At 49.3% G+C, this 17691-nt stretch carries 11 protein-coding genes; 4 read left to right on the top strand and 7 right to left on the bottom strand.

The genetic code is table 11. From position 1 onward, the window contains the following. Positions 1–1215 precede the first annotated feature (1215 nt). The 3 genes from ACLTD4_RS22465 to ACLTD4_RS22455 all read left to right on the top strand — a co-directional run bounded on the left by ACLTD4_RS22465 (position 1216) and on the right by ACLTD4_RS22455 (position 6297). Positions 1216–3036 (top strand): phosphotransferase, encoded by a 1821-nt coding sequence (locus ACLTD4_RS22465; RefSeq protein WP_117624080.1) that lies wholly within the window; start codon positions 1216–1218, stop codon positions 3034–3036. Positions 3037–3150: 114 nt separating this feature from the next. Further along, positions 3151–4278 carry an N-acetylmuramoyl-L-alanine amidase family protein gene (locus ACLTD4_RS22460; RefSeq protein WP_002601646.1) on the top strand — a complete coding sequence of 376 codons (1128 nt, stop codon included), beginning with the start codon at positions 3151–3153 and terminating at the stop codon, positions 4276–4278. A 198-nt stretch (positions 4279–4476) separates the two neighbouring features. Next, complete coding sequence (locus ACLTD4_RS22455; RefSeq protein ID WP_117624081.1) at positions 4477–6297, top strand: GH25 family lysozyme; 1821 nt, start codon at positions 4477–4479, stop codon at positions 6295–6297. Between the two features lie 89 nt (positions 6298–6386). Here the strand turns inward: ACLTD4_RS22455 and ACLTD4_RS22450 are convergent, their stop codons facing one another. From ACLTD4_RS22450 to thrC, 3 genes are all read right to left on the bottom strand, one after another. Beyond that, positions 6387–8504, bottom strand: coding sequence for a glutamine synthetase III (locus tag ACLTD4_RS22450; protein ID WP_117624082.1), 2118 nt, complete (start codon positions 8502–8504; stop codon positions 6387–6389). Between the two features lie 303 nt (positions 8505–8807). Further along, complete coding sequence (fba, locus tag ACLTD4_RS22445; protein WP_002601649.1) at positions 8808–9671, bottom strand: class II fructose-1,6-bisphosphate aldolase; 864 nt, start codon at positions 9669–9671, stop codon at positions 8808–8810. A gap of 309 nt (positions 9672–9980) precedes the next feature. Continuing rightward, positions 9981–11468 (bottom strand): threonine synthase, encoded by a 1488-nt coding sequence (gene thrC, locus ACLTD4_RS22440; protein WP_117624083.1) that lies wholly within the window; start codon positions 11466–11468, stop codon positions 9981–9983. Between the two features lie 457 nt (positions 11469–11925). On the opposite strand from thrC, the gene ACLTD4_RS22435 reads away from it, so the two are divergent. Next, on the top strand, positions 11926–12822 hold the full coding sequence (locus ACLTD4_RS22435; protein ID WP_117624084.1) for a DNA/RNA nuclease SfsA: 897 nt from the start codon (positions 11926–11928) through the stop codon (positions 12820–12822). A 67-nt stretch (positions 12823–12889) separates the two neighbouring features. Here the strand turns inward: ACLTD4_RS22435 and ACLTD4_RS22430 are convergent, their stop codons facing one another. The 4 genes from ACLTD4_RS22430 to ACLTD4_RS22415 all read right to left on the bottom strand — a co-directional run bounded on the left by ACLTD4_RS22430 (position 12890) and on the right by ACLTD4_RS22415 (position 17583). Further along, positions 12890–13819: a TPM domain-containing protein gene (locus ACLTD4_RS22430; protein ID WP_117624085.1), complete on the bottom strand. Its 930-nt coding sequence runs from the start codon at positions 13817–13819 to the stop codon at positions 12890–12892. Further along, positions 13816–14901, bottom strand: a complete 1086-nt coding sequence (locus tag ACLTD4_RS22425; RefSeq protein ID WP_117624086.1) for a TFIIB-type zinc ribbon-containing protein — start codon at positions 14899–14901, stop codon at positions 13816–13818. Before ACLTD4_RS22425 ends, ACLTD4_RS22430 begins: the two co-directional genes overlap by 4 nt. Beyond that, on the bottom strand, positions 14898–16235 hold the full coding sequence (locus tag ACLTD4_RS22420; protein ID WP_117624087.1) for an SPFH domain-containing protein: 1338 nt from the start codon (positions 16233–16235) through the stop codon (positions 14898–14900). Before ACLTD4_RS22420 ends, ACLTD4_RS22425 begins: the two co-directional genes overlap by 4 nt. 295 nt (positions 16236–16530) lie before the next feature. Continuing rightward, the gene (locus ACLTD4_RS22415) at positions 16531–17583 is read right to left on the bottom strand and encodes a helix-turn-helix domain-containing protein (RefSeq protein WP_117624088.1); all 1053 of its coding nucleotides are present in this window, start codon (positions 17581–17583) and stop codon (positions 16531–16533) included. Positions 17584–17691 lie beyond the last annotated feature (108 nt).

Raw genomic sequence — 17691 nt, 5'->3', positions numbered from 1 at the left:
TTTGAAATTCCTAATTGCATTACGAGGTAATTATACTTCCTATAAGGGAAATTATCAATACTTTTTTTCACTTTTTTTGCATATTTTTCAAAAAGTAATAAATATTCACAATTCCACCAGGAAAATATCATTTCCTCCATCACACTGACAGTATAATATAATTTTTTCAAAAATGCTATAACTTTTCTCTGTGCATTTTCTTACGTAATCTTTACGAAAAACGGGCCTCTGCGGCATATTGTACTCCTATTAGTACAATCCGACCATATTTAAATATATCCACCTGGTTCTCTTAAATTACTTCATGTATTTAACTACTTCACATAATACGACATACTGTTGAAATCTTAATAGCATGATCTCTAATATTATATTGCCAATATACATATCTGTATTATTATGGTAATGGACTTTCATGGTATGCTTCAATTATTAATAATGCAATAATGCTATTAGTGACAAGGGCTTAATAATAGAGGCTGCGAATATCTGGTTAGATACACTTTTAAGCTTATGCTTTTTATATCTTCTATGCTTTCGTGCTTTTATGCTTTTGTACTTTTCTACTTTTGTACTTTTATACTTTTGTGCTTTTATGCTTTTACTACCTTTACTGCTTTTACTACCTTTACTACTTTTTCTACCTTTACTGCATTTTCTACATCATAGTTACTTTTATCGTAACCCGCGCGCTTTCTTCCCCATATATATTTTCATCTTCCCCCACTCTCCTATTTTATATCTATCCCTCCTCGTACCTCACAAATTATTTCATCAGATCGATCGGATTATCAATGCCATACTACTTAACAAATAGATTCACCTAACTTTAAATCTCCGCCAACTCCAAACCTCCTTCCTACGCATCTGCTTGATAATAATACTAAACTTACCTATATATAATACTTATACTTGTCAAAATTCCACTCCATTTACCAATTACACCTTTCTAAGTCGTGCGCCACTTCAAAATCCTCTCTTCCGTATCCTCTTCCCTTCTCTTCCGTCCCTCCTTTCGTCTCTTCTTCCGTCTCTTCTTCCGTCTTCCCTTCCCTCCCCTCCCCACTTCCTCACCAACTCCAGCCTTGCATTTCCATACAATTATGCTATAATGTTCACATATACTAATATATCTATATTTTTGAACACCAAACATCTTCTTTTTACAATATGCATTTCCCTAAAATATGATCATCAACCACGGAGGTATCTATCATGAATCGTAATGTAATCATCTGCCGTTCTATCCTTGAAAATACGGCAATCACACAGAGGGAATTAGCTCAGGCACTGGATGTCTCTCTCGGAACGGCCAATAATCTTGTAAAAGAATGTATTTCGGAACATCTCATCACCCTGGCTGGTGCCGGCGGTGCGTATGAGCTGCTCCCGGCCGGACTGGAGCTTCTGAAACAGTATAAGGTTGACGGGGCCCTGATTATCGCCGCCGGTTTTGGATCCCGCTTCGTCCCTCTGACCTTTGAAATGCCGAAAGGCCTGCTGGAAGTCTTTGGAGAGCGAATGATCGAGCGGCAGATTCGCCAGCTCCATGAGGTCGGCGTACAGAATATCACGATTGTCGTGGGATATTTGAAAGAGAAATTTGAATACCTGATTGATAAATATGATGTGAAGCTTCTATATAATCCTGAATATTCTTCTAAAAATACATTGACTACCATTTACCGCGCCAGGGAGGTCCTGCGGGGAAGAAATATGTATGTGCTCTCTTCTGACAACTGGATGCGGCATAACATGTACCACGCCTATGAGGGCGGCGCCTGGTACTCTTCTGCTTTTATGGAAGGGGAAACTTCGGAGTGGTGCCTCGATTACAATAAGAAAGGCAGAATCGGGAGCGTATCGGTTGGCGGCATCGATCAATGGGTTATGTATGGACCTGCTTATTTCTCAAAGGAATTTTCTGAGAAGTTTCTTCCGGTTCTTGAGGCCTACTATGAGCTTCCAGGGACAGAACAGTTTTACTGGGAAAATGTCTATATGGACATGCTCTCGGGTGAGGCGGCAAAACGCCTTCCAAATCTGGAGGAGGCTCACGGCGACATTGATATGTACATAAACCGGAGGCCTGAGGATGAGGTGTACGAATTTGAAAATCTGGAGGAGCTTCGGAGATTTGATATCAAATATCAGCGTCACTCTGACAATGAAGCCATGGAACTGGTCGCCCGGGTTTTTAAAGTGCCGGAGTCGGAAATTACGGAAATCAGATGCTTAAAATCGGGTATGACAAATAAATCGTTTCTATTTAAGGTAAAGGAACGCCACTATATCTGCAGAATTCCTGGGCCGGGAACCGAGCTTCTTATTAACCGCAGACAGGAAAAGGCAGTATATGATGTGGTAGCCGGACTCGGTATTACGGAGAAGATCATTTATTTTGACGGGGATACCGGATATAAGATCGCGGAGTATTACGATGGCGCAAATAATGCGGATCCCCGCAATTGGGAGCAGATGGAGAAATGTATGGCAATTGTACGCCGCCTTCATAATTCAGGCCTTACGGTTGAACACTCTTTTGATATGAGAGAGCGGATTGATTTTTATGAAGACCTTTGCAGAAGGCATGGGGACATCCCCTTTGAGGATTATGGGAAGGTACATGGCTGGATGACGGAATTAATGGACCGCCTGGATTCCATGGGGCGCAGGAAGGTCCTCTCTCATCTCGATGACAACGGCGATAATTTCCTGATGCTGGAGGACGGCGGGGTCCGGCTGATCGACTGGGAATACGCCGGTATGTGCGACCCGCTGGTGGACGTGGCCATGTGCGCGATCTATTCCTATTATACGGATGAGGAGACAGAACGTCTGATCCGGGTGTATCTGGAGCGGGAACCGTCGCTTGATGAGCGATACTCTGTCTACGCACATATGGCGCTTGGCGGATTTTTGTGGAGTCTCTGGGCTGTGTATAAGGCATCTTTGGGGGAAGAATTCGGTGAATATACGATCATAATGTACCGGTATGCAAAGCATTTTTATAAAAAATGCAGGGATATTGGATGAGTTTTGGAAATTTGTCCACAAATCGTAATAATTTTTTTATGCATTATAAGGCCTCCTGTGATATAATGAATTCATATGTGATGTCGTATCTTGTAAGAATAGGAGGAGATTAGGATGAGATGTGGGAAAACAATGACTGCGTTACTCCTGGCCGGACTCGTGGGAAGCGCGACTTTAATACCGGCTGGCACCGCGTGGGCCGCGGCAGGATGGCAGCAGGAAGGCTCACAGTGGAAATATATGGACGCGGACGGGTCTGTACATAAAGGATGGGCAAAAAGTACTGACGGTACTTATTATTATATGGATCTCTCGACCGGTTACATGGTGACGGGTTGGAAACAGATTAATAATAACTGGTATTATTTCCGTTCCAACGGAGCCATGGCAACGAAATGGGTGGAAGACGGCGGGAAGTATTACTACCTGATGGATGACACCGGTGTTCTCGTGAAGGGCTGGCTGAGAATCGGTGATGATTATTACTATATGAAGGGCGACGGCACCATGTCTACCGGATGGCGTGAGATGGATGGCGGCTGGTTCTATTTTAAAGAAAACGGCAAGTGCACACTGGGATGGGGACAGATCGGTAACGACTGGTTCTATTTTGGAACAGATGGCAAGATGCTGACCGGCTGGCAGCAGATCGGCGGAGAGTATTACTATCTGAACTCAGACAGCAAGAACGTTCTCGGCAAGATGATGACAGGCTGGCTCAGCGATGGTACGAATAAGTACTATATGGATACTTCGAGCGGTAAGATGGCTCACGGCTGGAAGGAACTTGAAGGCTCCTGGTACTATTTTAATGATGCAGGCCATATGATGACAGGCTGGATTCAGCTTTCCGGTGTCTATTATTACCTCGATCCTTCTACCGGGAAGATGGCGGCTAATACGACTTTGACAATTGATGGAGTCAGCTATACATTTGCTTCCAATGGCGCTTACCAGAACAGCAATTCCAACGCGCCCAGCACAGGCGGCAATGTATCGGCGCCAGGCAGCGGAACGAATAATACGAACGCGCCTGGTTCCAATACCAACACCAATACTAATACTTCCGGTGGCCCCGGCGGATCTTCCACGGGGAATGGAAATTTAAGCAGCGCCCCGGGCAGCAATAACAATACACCAGGCGGCAGCAGCTCGCCGGGAGGCAGCAATGCTCCAGGAGGCTCTTCCTCCAACAATGGTGTTTACCAGCTGGCACCGGGACTCACAAACGGACCGGGCTGATAGATAATTCAGACATACTGCCGTAAAAGGCAGAGTAATTCAGTTAAATACACCGCGGCAGCCGCCTAATGCTCAGGCATGGCACCTGGCTCGTTGCTCGCGGAAATAAAGGTTTTGTGTGGGTATCTGCACTTCGGCGCGGATACCCATCGTAGTTTTATCGGAACAACTGACTGCAAGGATGAGGAGGCTGACACTTTGAAGCACAGAAGAATTACTGGAAGAATTACGGCGGCAGCGCTCAGCGCCGTCATGGGCTGTTCAGGAGCATTCCTGTACTCCGCCCCGCCCGCCTACGCTGCGGGCTATGAACGGGTAAACGGGTATTATCAGATGCTGGATGGAACCGTGATCGACGGCGTCGTGGCAAGAGGAATCGACGTATCCCGGTGGCAGGGCAATATTGACTGGAATACAGTAGCCGCTGACGATGTGGAATTCGTCATGCTGGGTACCCGGTCAAAAGGGGCGGTAGACCCCTATTTCCACAAAAATGTGAAGGAGGCTTCCGATGCCGGAGTACGGGTCGGCGCCTATATTTATTCGCTGGCAACCACACCGCAGATGGCTGTGGAGGAGGCGGATTTCGTCCTCGATCTGGTAAAGGATTATCCGATTTCATTTCCAATCGCGTTTGACGCGGAGGACAGCTCCACACTGGGTTCTCTTCCGCCGGCACAGGTCACGGAGATCATCAACGCCTTCTGCGAACGGGTGGAGGCGGCCGGGTATTATCCCATGGTCTATGCCAACGACTATTGGCTGGCCAATAAGATCGATATGACAAACATGCACTATGACGTGTGGGTGGCCCGCTACGAGGTAAAGCATAACTTTTCCGATCCGATCATGTGGCAGGCCACCAGCACCGGATCCATCGAGGGCATCAGCGGTAACGTTGATATCAATTTCCTTTACAAGGACTTAACTCCCTATCTCCCGGGGAATCTCTGGAGGACCATCGGGGACAAGACGTATTATTACCAGAACTATCAGATGCAAAAGGACGCCTGGATCAATGACGGGACCGGCTGGTTCTATATGAACGGCGAAGGTCTTGCTTCTACCGGGTGGCTGGAGAAGCTGGGACTTAACTATTATCTCGACGACACGACCGGACGCATGGTGACTGGTTGGAAACAGCTTTCCGACAAATGGTATTTCTTCAATGCCAGTGGTGCGATGAGTACCGGATGGCTGGATGATAACGGCTCACGTTATTTCTTAAACAACGACGGTACCATGAAGACGGGATGGCTTCAGCAGATGAATCAGTATTATTATCTCGATGAGGCTTCTGGAAAGATGGCTACCGGCTGGAAGCAGCTGGCCGGAAAATGGTATTTCCTTCAGGATACAGGTATTATGTCTACCGGATGGCTGGATCAGAATGGAACGAAGTATTTCTTAAACAGCGACGGCTCCATGGTAACCGGATGGCATACGGAAGGTGATAAAAAATACTTCTTGACCGACAGCGGCGCGGCGGCTACCGGATGGCGGCAGCTGGACGGCACATGGTACTATTTCAATCAGGGTGGCGATATGGCCCGCGGATGGATCAATCCGGACGGAAACTGGTACTACTTAAACCAGGACGGCAGAATGCAGACCGGCTGGCTGAAGGACGGCGGCGCGAAGTACTACTTGAGCACCTCTTCCGGAAAGATGACCGTTGGTTGGCGCGAGGTTGACGGCGCATGGTACTATTTCAACGGCAGCGGCGCCATGGTCACGGGTCTCACGGAGATCAACGGGCAGCTCTACTACTTAAATCCTGCTGACGGCAAGATGGCGGCTTCCACTACCCTAGATTTTGACGGTGTCGATTATACCGTCGACGCAAACGGCGTCTGCACTAAGGTAGAAGAACCGGCGGAAGGTGCTGCACAGGATGGACAGAACGCTGGCAATGCATCACAGAATGGACAGAGCGCCGGCAATGCATCACAGGAATCTCCGGCTGACAGCAGTCAGACAACTTCTCCAACGAAAGAGATCGGGCCTGGAATTAAATAAGTAAGACATTAAAAAGCAGCTTCAGCTGCAAAAAAGGAACCGCCTCCCTGTTAATTAGACAGGAGGCGGTTCCTTTTTTCAATTTTCCCTTATACTTCAAAAATCAAATCTCCATAGCTTGGCATCGGCCATAATTCCTTATCGACCATCATCTCAAGCTTATCCGCCGGAGCGCGGAGCGCTTCCATGGCAGGGACTACGATATCGTGGTAGGCATTGGCCTGTTCCTTATTGTTTTCGATGATGCCGCATTTCTCTGTTACATCAGTCAGATTTGCCAGCGCCACCTTCATATCAGAAAGATAGGCGGAGGTCTCTGTCAGAAGTTCGGCCTGGACGCTCACATCGGCATCCGGGCAGGCGGTCTGTACTTTGCTTAAGGAATCGGCCAGCATGGTCGCATATTTGACGGCCGCCGGGATAATCTGCTTGCCGGCCATATCGATCATGGTTCTGGCCTCGATGTTGATTGCCTTGCTGTATGCCTCATATTCGATCTCAACACGGGATTCCAGTTCGGCTTTCGTAAATACGTTGAATGCCTCAAACATCCGGACTGATGCTTCTGTGGTAAGGGCCGGAATCGCTTCCACCATGGATTTGATGTTCGGAAGGCCTCTCATCTCGGCCTCCTCTACCCATGCGTCCGCATAGCCGTTTCCATTGAAGATGATTCTTCTATGGGCTGCCAGCTGCTCTTTGATCATATCATGTACCGCGGTATCGAAATCCGCCGCCTTTTCCAGTATGTCAGCCGCTTCCTTGAACGCTTCCGCCGCAATGGTGTTTAATACCACGTTCGGGGAAGAAATGGAATCGGAGGAGCCTACCATACGGAACTCAAATTTGTTGCCCGTAAAGGCGAACGGGGATGTTCTGTTTCTGTCGGTTGCATCCTTGAATAAATCAGGCAGTGTCTTGACTCCCGTCTTTAATGTGCCTCCTACCTTGGAATGGGTGGCCTCGCCGGTGCTGCAAAGCTGATCGACCACGTCCTCCAGCTGTTCACCGATGAACACGGAAATGATAGCGGGCGGTGCCTCGTTAGCGCCGAGTCTGTGATCATTTCCGACATCTGCCGCAGATTCACGAAGCAGATCGGCATGACGGTCAACGGCCTTTAAGATACAGGACAGCACCAGAAGAAACTGAATGTTCTCATGAGGGGTCTCACCTGGATTTAACAGGTTGATTCCATCTTCCGTGGTCAGGGACCAGTTGTTATGTTTTCCGGAACCGTTGACTCCGGCAAATGGTTTTTCGTGAAGCAGGCAGTTTAAGCCGTGACGGCCGGCCACCTTCTTTAAGGTTTCCATTACCATCTGGTTATGATCTACGGCCACATTGACCTGCTCGTAGATCGGCGCCAGTTCATGCTGGGCCGGTGCCACCTCGTTATGCTGGGTCTTGGCCGGAACGCCTAAGCGCCAGAGCTCTTCATTGACTTCCTTCATATATGCCGCGACACGCTCCCGGATGGCTCCGAAATAATGATCTTCCAGCTCCTGCCCCTTGGGAGGCATAGCGCCGAATAAGGTGCGGCCTGCGTAAATCAGGTCTTTTCTCTGTAAATATTTTTCACGGTCAACCAGGAAATACTCCTGCTCCGCCCCTACGGACGGGACCACACGTTTGGAAGTGGTGTTGCCGAATAATCGTAAAATTCTCAGTGCCTGCTCGTCAACAGCCTCCATGGATTTTAAAAGAGGTGTCTTCTTATCCAGGGCTTCTCCTGTATAAGAGCAGAATGCGGTGGGAATGCAAAGGGTTACGCCAATGGCGTCTTCTCTTAAAAATGCCGGTGAAGTACAATCCCATGCAGTATAGCCTCTCGCCTCAAAGGTGGCTCTCAAACCGCCTGATGGGAAGGAGGAAGCGTCCGGTTCGCCCTTGATCAGCTCTTTTCCGGAGAACTCCATGATGACTTTTCCCTCGGAGGTCGGTGCTGAAATGAAGGAGTCATGCTTTTCGGCTGTGATACCGGTCAGCGGCTGGAACCAATGGGTATAATGGGTCGCGCCTCTCTCAATTGCCCAGTCCTTCATCGCATGTGCAACAACATCAGCGATGGACGGGTCCAGTTCCGCTCCGTCTTCGATCGTCTTCTTTAATTTCTTGAAAACGGATTTCGGCAAGCGCTCTCTCATGACGGTTTCGTTAAATACGTTTTTACCGAAGATTTCGGCAACATTTACTACTTCGCTCATAAATTTTCCATCCTCTCATTTGGTCTGTAATTTAGACTTCTCGAGTCTCCTCTTTTTTCCTGGTTATGCGCGCAATCATCTGTGACAGATTAAGTCCCTCATTCCGGACTCTCGCTCCGGCGCAGAGTGCGCCTCCCCCGGAGGGTTCTGGTTTTATAGGGCGAACGTTCCTATGATACCAGAAATGGCGCCCTCCTGTTGTCAGGAGAACGCCATCGTTCCTTAATTAAAATAAACCATTTCTCTCAAAAATGCAAGTATTTTTTTTAATAATTGCATTTCAGGATCCAGGATTATTCAAACTTAAGCTTTTCCCACGGAACCGAATAATTCCATCTTCTCTTTGACGGTTGCCTTGATTGCTTCCGTTCCTGGTGCGAGAAGTTTACGCGGGTCAAAGCCCTTGCCTGCTAAATCCTTGCCTGCTTCGATGTATTTACGGGTAGCGTCAGCAAAGGACAGCTGGCACTCTGTGTTTACGTTAATCTTGGCTACGCCGAGGCTGATCGCTTTCTTGATCTGATCCTCAGGAATGCCTGTACCACCGTGAAGTACTAACGGCATATCACCTACTTTGTCTTTTACGGCAGCCAGAGTCTCAAAGCTTAATCCAGCCCAGTTCTCTGGATACTTGCCATGGATGTTGCCGATACCGGCAGCCAGCATGGTTACGCCCAGATCTGCAATCTGCTTGCACTCGTTCGGATCTGCACACTCGCCCATTCCAACTACGCCGTCTTCCTCGCCGCCGATGGAGCCGACTTCTGCCTCTAAGGAGATGCCTTTCTCTGCACATACTGCTACGAGTTCTTTCGTCTTCTCAACGTTCTCTTCGATCGGATAGTGAGAGCCATCGAACATGATGGAGGAGAATCCTGCCTCGATACATTTATAGCAGCCTTCGTAGCTGCCGTGATCCAGATGTAAAGCTACCGGAACTGTAATGTTCAGTTCACCGATCATAGCCTTTACCATCGCTGATACTGTCTTGTAACCTGTCATGTATTTACCAGCACCCTCGGATACGCCAAGGATGACCGGGGAATTCAGTTCTTCTGCTGTCAGTAAGACCGCTTTGGTCCACTCAAGGTTGTTGATGTTGAACTGGCCAACAGCATACTTTCCGTCTCTTGCTTTTTCAAGCATTTCTTTTGCTGAAACTAACATATCACAAACCTCCAATTCGATTTATATTTATTTCATTTCTACATCATTATATACCATTTCGCGTCATTTGCAAAGATAAATATTTTTGAATTGTGATTTTTATAACAATCTTACATATTTTCTTACATATTGCCATTTCCGACCATCATCTTTTTGATTTTATGGCCCGGAGTGTGTCCGATCATTCCTTATTGACAGGGAAATATCTGCGAAACGGGGGCACGCGGATTCTATCACCGATTATGCGGATTTCTCCATTGTGCGGGCATCCAGTGAAAAATCCGCAGAAACTTATGGGTGCTGTACGGATTATACCGAAAGAATCCCGGCTACCGTGGCCTGCATCTGATCGATGCCGCACTCCGCGGTATGGCGCACAGGCGCTGTGCGGATCTCCTCTACGGCCTGCGGGATGACAACGCCTGACAGCTCCGCCAGACGGTCCACAATGGCGAATTCATCTTCCTCCGGCCGAACGCCGTCGATGGCCTCCAGAACGCTTCCTGAAAACTTATACGGGCTGGCTGTGGACGCGATAACGGTTTTGGCAGGATCCTTTGTCTCTTCTTTATAATGGTTGTATACAGACGCTGCGACGCCTGTGTGGGTATCAATTAAGTATCCGGTGTCTTCAAAGATTTTTTTAATCGTGGCACGGTTCTCTTCTTCCGACGCAAAGCCTCCGAGGAAATCTTTCATGAATCCGCGCATCTCTTCTGTCACCGTGTAGCTTCCCTTCTCGCTCAATTCCTTCATCAGGGCTGCATTGGCCTTAGCATCGCTGCCGGCGCTTAAATAGATGAGGCGCTCTAAGTTGCTGGAAATGAGGATATCCATGGATGGGGAGGTCGTCAGGATGAAATCGCGGTTCCTGTCGTATGTACCCGTGCGGAAAAAGTCATACAGGACCTTATTCTCATTGGAAGCACAGATCAGGGTCTTCACCGGGACGCCCATCTCCTTTGCCAAATAAGCCGCAAGGATATTGCCGAAGTTGCCGGTAGGCACCGTCACGTTGATCTGCTCCCCTGCTTCGATCTCGCCGGCCTCCAGAAGCTTTGCATAGGCATACACATAATATACAACCTGAGGAACGAGACGGCCGATATTGATGGAATTCGCAGAGGAGAGCTGGCAGCCTTTTTCGGCGAGCGCAGCCGCAAATGCCTTGTCTCCGAATATTTTCTTCACGCCGGTCTGGGCATCGTCGAAATTACCGTGGATCGCCACTACGTGAGTGTTATCCCCCTTCTGCGTCACCATCTGAAGCTCCTGAATGCGGCTCACGCCGTCTTTTGGATAGAAGACGATGATAGCTGTTCCTTCCACATCGGCAAAGCCTGCCATGGCGGCCTTACCGGTGTCGCCGGAGGTTGCAGTCAAAACTACAATCTTGTTTTTTACCTGATTTTTCTTAGCGGCAGTGATCATTAAATGCGGCAGAATGGAAAGAGCCATATCCTTAAATGCGATCGTGCTCCCGTGGTATAACTCCAGGAAATAAGCGCCATCCGCCTTTGCCAGAGGAGCGATCTCCCCGGTGTCAAATTTGCTGTCATACGCTCTGGCGATGCAGTTCTTCAGTTCTTCTTCCGTATAGTCGGTGAGGAACAGCTTCATCACCTCATAGGCGGTCTCCTGATACGTCATGCCTGCCAGTTCTTCCATCGTTTTATCGAGTTTTGGGATAAAGGTCGGCATAAATAAGCCGCCGTCGTCTGCCAGCCCCTTTAAGATTGCCTGGGAGGCCGTCACACCGGTCTCGCCGCCGCGGGTGCTTTGATAGGATAATTCCATGATGTGTCTTTCCTTTCTTACTCTTACATATTGTAATTCAGCCGTATTTTCATGCTTTTGGTCTGAAACCTTGCCAGAATTGTAGCATACTTTGTTTGAAGGTGCAACCAGAAACGGCAAAAAAGTTTTCATAGTGCGGACATATGTATTTAGTTTGAGGACATTACATTTCAATTTATTTTTGTCCCGTGATGTGGTATGCTAGGAATAGTCTGCGCGGCATTTTGCGTTTGCCGGAATGGGGTTGAGAACTGGCTTTCGTCAGCTGCATCACACTTTGCGGGAGATTTCGTTCCGATGAATGAGGCGCAGGGCTATGCAGACTGAATGGAGGCTAAATATGCCGTAAAGTAAGGCGTGCAGATGGCGGGAATGATTTTTCAAATGCGGACCAGTCTGTGTTTTTCTTTACGCTTATGCTTTTATGTTTTAATGATAGAAAGGATATATTTTAACCATGAGATATGAACATATGATACAGGGTACTTTTATAAGCCGGCCTAACCGCTTTATCGCCCATGTGGCTATCCGGCGAGAGGCGGGCGGTGAGGAAGAAACCGTAGTCTGCCATGTAAAAAACACGGGACGGTGCAGAGAGCTGCTTCTGCCGGGCGCTGCGGTGATACTTCAGTTTCATCCGGAGGCCGCGGCATTAGGCAGAAAGACAGAATACTCGCTGATCGGAGTCTTGAAGGAACGAAACGGAGAACTCCTGCTTATCAACATGGATTCCCAGGCTCCGAACCAGGTGGCGGCGGAATGGCTTCATGCCATGGAGCAGGCGCCAACACTGCCGGTTAACGGCTATGACGGTGAAAAGTTTCTACCGGCACTCAGACTGGCCAATATTCGCAGGGAAGTCACCTATGGACAATCCCGGTTCGATCTGGCTTTTGATATGGTCTTTGATATGGCTTTTGATATGGTTTTTGATTCGGCCTGTGCTCAGCTTCCCGATTCGCCCCTCAGCTCTGCCTCTGCTCCTGCATACAATCCATCTTCCTCCCCTGCGTTTCAGAGCTGTACGAAACCGGCCTTTATGGAAGTCAAAGGTGTAACTTTGGAGGAGAACGGCATCGCCATGTTCCCCGACGCGCCGACCGAGCGGGGCATCAAGCACATTCTGGAACTGGCAGAAGCGGTAAAGGCAGGGTATGAGGCCTATATCCTGTTTGTAATCCAGATGAAGGGAATCCGGGAGTTTACGCCCAATCAAAAAACGCATCCCCAGTTCGGGGATGCGCTGCGCCTGGCCCATGAGGCCGGCGTCCATATTCTCGCTTATGACTGTATCGTGACCGCGGATACTTTAGAAATCGACCGGGCTGTACCGGTATCTCTATCCACATTTTGACCCATATACCGTTCAAAATGGTACGGCAGTGGGGATAAATGCCACTGCTGCCGTTAAGCTCAGCTTTCTAAAACTTTCTTCCGCCGCCGCCATAGCTGCGGCCACCGGAGGAATGAGTCGTACTGCGGCCGGACGAGGAACCACCGCCGCCACCGGAATGACCGCTGGAAGTATTCTTTGGAATCACAATATGGGTGACGGTCTTATTGACCAGATTATCCGTATTTGCAGAAAAACGGAAGCGGCAGTCTGCCCGGTAGGCTTTTAAGTAATTTTCAGCCTGCCTCCGCTCTTTCTTCATCGCGTAGCGGTTCCTGACACCAATGCAGGGGCTTATGGCCGCCAGCAGGGCCACCGCCAGGGCTAACGCGGCCTCCGGCCAGGTTATGCTGCGGTAGACGCTGATTTTACCGGTGTCGCGGTCGTAGTTATACTGACCGCCCGGTATTCCGGCCGTGTAATATTTGCGGACACCCGCTAAAAATGCTTCGGCACTGGCCGCATAGTCCCCATTCGATGCGCCCTCATAGGCGTCATCTAAAATAGTATTCCACCGTTTATCCGTCAGAAACCGGTTCATCGTTCCTACCGGAGCGATATACAGCTCCCGGTTATCCATATCAATCAGGAATATCACACCGCTGTAGTCTTTTCCTGTCCCGAAATTTCCGTTAGTGTAAAAATCTTCACTGTACCTTTCGGCTGACTTTCCACCTGCATCATCCGTGGTGATGATCACCACGTCCATGTTCATATCTTTCCGCATGGAGGCAATCTCTTCTTCCATGGAACTCTTCTCCGCCTCGCTGAACAGTCCCGCTTGATCGAAGACTCTGGTTTTACCTTCTGCCAGGTCAGAGTTCCCGGAGGCCCAGGCTGTGGACACCATGCAGAATCCAGCCAGAAAGAGAATCGCCGCGGCAAAGAGCAGCAGCCGAAGCAGCTGACTCCCGTTTTTTATGTATACGGATACACCATTTCTTTGTCGTCTCATCATATCAGATACCCCATCAAAAGCATGAATAACAGGACCGGGAAGAAAATTTCTGCAAACAGTATCAACAATTTCATCTTATCAACCGGAAGTTTTCCACAAACTTTTCCCGTTTGTCCATTGACGGTAAAATAGTACATCTCGTTTTTAGCCTGGTCATGATAGGTGAGTGTCCAGACCGGAAGAAGGGCGTATTCCCATTTCTCATCTCTCAGCTGCGCGTCCGATCGGCGAACACTGACCCGGTCATACGTTCCAACACTTTCTTTTAGGGAATCTAGCGCAAACTGGCGAACCTCGCCGTATACGTCAGCGGAAAAGTCTTGTTCCTCCATATCGCGCCGCTCTGCCACGAAGCCGGACAGATAACCGGGAGTAAAATGTTCCAGCTTCTCCATATCATAGGGCAAAACACCCTCCACCAGCTCTCTGTTTGCCTTTTTTAAGGCATTGCGGGTGACATGGCTCACTTCCATGTCGCCTTCCCTGAAAATATCGTACGTCTGGGTCTCTGTATACTGATACCGTCCGCTCACCCAGATTCGCAGCCTGTCGGCCCGGGCCTCCAGCTCTCCTTCCACCCGGCAGCTGTACATCAGATACGGAAAATACACACCGGACATTTTCTGGATCTGATCCTCTGAATAAAAGGCTTTCGGCACATATCTTTTTTTCTTCATCCACTGGGAAAATATGGCGGTCGCTTTTTCTCTGTCCAGCTGAAAGGGGATGACATAGTCCGGATTATACTCTCCTGACAGCTTTCCGGAAAGAATTACCGGATTGTGACAGTAATAACACATGGTGGCCGCAGTGGTCTCATCGGTTACGATCTCCGCTCCACAGCTGGGACAGGTGTAAAGGACGGGAGTCCCTTCCATTTTCCGGTCCTCCTGCGTCTCCTCTCCAGCCATACCGGCGGACGGGAAACCGGTCTGGTCGGCCGATGCTTCCGGGCTCAGCCGTTCCAGCTCTTCCTGAGTAAACTCGGACAGACAGTATTCACATGCATATTTCTGTTTGTCAGGATCAAACTGCAGGCCGCCGCCGCAGTTCGGACACTTATATGTTATGGTCGCACTCATGGTCTTGGTTTCCCACACTCCGAACAGAATTTTCCATTGTTGGCAGTTCCGCATTCACAGGTCCACGGACCGGCTGGCCGGGGAGCTCCGCATTCCGGGCAGAATTTTCCTGTGTTGACATTTCCACATTTACAGGTCCATGAGTCACCTGACTGGCTTGCTGCCTGTCTGGCCTCAGACGCCTGCTGTACAAAGGACGGGGTTCCGGTTCCCGGTATCGGGCCATTGCCGCCTGCCTGGCCGGCGCCCTGTGTCGGCTGCGCTCCTGCCATTTGGCCGCCCTGCATCTGACCGGCTGCCATCTGCTGATTTCCCGCCATCTGCTGGTTTCCTGCCATCTGGTTCATCTGCATCTGCTGTAAATTCGCATTGGAAGCTGCTCCCATGAAGCCGCCTCCCGCATTCATGCCGACACCCATGCCCATAAAGCCAGCCATGGAGCCGTGCGCATTGCTTCCGGCTGCCTCCATGCCTCTGGCTACCGATCCCTGAACATAGCCCTCCCGCACACCGGGATCGCTCAGCATGGCACCCTGGTTTCTCATATTGATCAGATTCTTGGATTCTTCATCATACGAAATACTGGCAATACCTACAGACTGAATCTCCATGCCTCGGATAGCCTTCCACTGACTGTCCAGAGTATCCGCCATGTAGTCACCCAGCTCTCTGCCCTTAGATGCCACGTAGGAAATGCGGATCCCGTCAGCCGACATCTGATTAATAGAGGACTGCAGCGCCTCTAAAAATTCAGACAAATACTGCTCATTGATATCCGTAACCTCGACTCTTGCCTTGTTTTTTGGAATAGCCTCGGCGTAGAATAACAGCGGATCCGTTACCTTGATCGAGTACGTACCGTGGGCACGCAGAAACAGTTCTGCATTGTAAAACTGGTCAAAATAGTTAATCGGATTCGGGGTTCCAAACTTGATTCCCTTGATCTCCTGCAGATTGATAAAATAGACCTTCTGAGACGTAGGAGTTTCGCCGCCGAAACGCACACGGTCAAAGGACTCTTTAAGCGCCTCCCCGAACTGTCCGTTAAACAGGGATGGCAGGGAGGAATTCTTGACGGTATAATATCCCTCTTCCGCGGTGTAATCGATAATCTTGCCTCCATCTACCAGAATCATGAACTGGTTGGGGTACACGTGGATGACGGAACCGTCGGAAATCGTATTATCCGTTCCCTTCGTATTGGACCCTCTGCGGATTTTCACGCCGCTGGTGAAGACTGTCTGATCTCCCATATTGCCTGACTCAATTACCTCCAGCCACTGGTCTGCCAGTGAACCGCCGATCGCGGTCGTAACTGCTTTTATAATTCCCATGTTTCTGCCTCCTGTCACGTTTATTAGAATAAAGAATCCGGCTCGCCGGACTCTCGCGCCGAAGCGCGGTTGCTTCAGCAACCATACTTCCTTAGCGCGGAGTGCGCCTCCTGCCCGGAGGGCTTATTGTGTAATAGGAACACTTTCCTATTATACAATAAATATCCCGATATGAGTATAGTATACCATACCGGGATTCCATCCATCTACAAAATTTTCTATTACGATTTTTTACTTTGTCTCCGAAAGTGACAGTTTCCGGCCCGGCGGAGACTTTCAGCGGGGCCGGGAACTGTCACTTTCGGTACTGCTCGATCAGCTGCCTGAATTCCTCATTGCTCTGAAGGAAGTCGTATTTTGAGCTATTCTCAAATTCGTATAAAATAGGCGAAATGATCTGCTTCGTATAAGTTTCCGGGACACCCTTAACCGGAATATGCCGGAATAAAGGCGAGTTTTTCATCTCCCACGGCGTTGCCGCCGCCTTCAAGAGTTCTTTGATCATTCTGACGCTCTGTGCCTCATCTTCCCGGTCGAGAGCCGCCTGCAGCGCGATTACCAGCCCGTTATAGTTCCACAGCCCCATTTGCTCCGCAACGGCCTTCCAGCGTTCCCCTATGTCTGTGGCATCCTCCGGCCGTCCCTCTTTCACTGCAATTTCAGCGAGGCTGATCAGTACGCCCTCCAGTTCATTCAGCCGCGTGATGAGCATCTGCTCCATCAGGCGGGCCGCCTCATCAAGCTTTTCCTGCCTGATATAGAGATTCGCCTGGATCTGACGTTTATCCATATGGTTTCTTTCCGGAAGCAAATCCAGCATCTTCTGTGACTTTTCATATTCCATACGAACCATATATTTCGATGCCAGCATAAACCGGGCGCCGGTGGCGACCTTCTCATCACCGCACTCCGCCGCGCGCTCATACAGAGAGATAATCTCCTCCGCATACTCCTCCCGCTCCTCGCAACACGAGCCGTTGATAAACCACGCGCCGTCTAACACCATCGCAGCCCTGTGAATCAGCGGACCGCATGCGGGATATTCCTGTACCTTTTCCCGCACCAGCCTGATTCCCGCGCTCATTCCATCCACCCGGACCGTCTCCGCCACTTCCATACAGAATCCGGCGATCTCCTGTTCTGTCAATTCCTCCTTGAAACAGAGCAGCGTATTCAAATCCGTTTTCAGCAGACGGGCCAGCGCAGGCAATAACGAAACGTCAGGGCAGGTGATCCCCTTTTCCCATTTGTTCACGGCTGGCGCAGATACTCCTAAATACTCCGCAACCTTCTCCTGGGTCAGTCCCAGTTCTTTTCGTTTTTCACGTATTACCGCATTCATTGCCATACATAATCCCTCCTGTTTTCTATGAAGAAGGGCCCTTCATGGTCTTATTATAGCAGGCTTCGGACTGGTATACAATTGAGTGTCTTTTAATTCATGGTTTTGTTTTTT

Source organism: Hungatella sp. (assembly GCF_046966825.1).
Note: the sequence above shows the minus strand (reverse complement) of the source record. Positions and strands in the feature narration are given on the sequence as shown.

What these genes read in the sequence shown, in the direction of transcription:
- ACLTD4_RS22435 (WP_117624084.1), top strand. Translation starts at nt 11,926, where the DNA reads ATGAGATATGAACATATGATACAGGGTACTTTTATAAGCCGGCCTAAC.
- ACLTD4_RS22460 (WP_002601646.1), top strand. Translation starts at nt 3,151, where the DNA reads ATGAGATGTGGGAAAACAATGACTGCGTTACTCCTGGCCGGACTCGTG.
- ACLTD4_RS22430 (WP_117624085.1), bottom strand. Translation starts at nt 13,819, where the DNA reads ATGATGAGACGACAAAGAAATGGTGTATCCGTATACATAAAAAACGGG.
- ACLTD4_RS22425 (WP_117624086.1), bottom strand. Translation starts at nt 14,901, where the DNA reads ATGAGTGCGACCATAACATATAAGTGTCCGAACTGCGGCGGCGGCCTG.
- thrC (WP_117624083.1), bottom strand. Translation starts at nt 11,468, where the DNA reads ATGGAATTATCCTATCAAAGCACCCGCGGCGGCGAGACCGGTGTGACG.
- ACLTD4_RS22415 (WP_117624088.1), bottom strand. Translation starts at nt 17,583, where the DNA reads ATGGCAATGAATGCGGTAATACGTGAAAAACGAAAAGAACTGGGACTG.
- ACLTD4_RS22450 (WP_117624082.1), bottom strand. Translation starts at nt 8,504, where the DNA reads ATGAGCGAAGTAGTAAATGTTGCCGAAATCTTCGGTAAAAACGTATTT.
- ACLTD4_RS22420 (WP_117624087.1), bottom strand. Translation starts at nt 16,235, where the DNA reads ATGGGAATTATAAAAGCAGTTACGACCGCGATCGGCGGTTCACTGGCA.
- fba (WP_002601649.1), bottom strand. Translation starts at nt 9,671, where the DNA reads ATGTTAGTTTCAGCAAAAGAAATGCTTGAAAAAGCAAGAGACGGAAAG.
- ACLTD4_RS22465 (WP_117624080.1), top strand. Translation starts at nt 1,216, where the DNA reads ATGAATCGTAATGTAATCATCTGCCGTTCTATCCTTGAAAATACGGCA.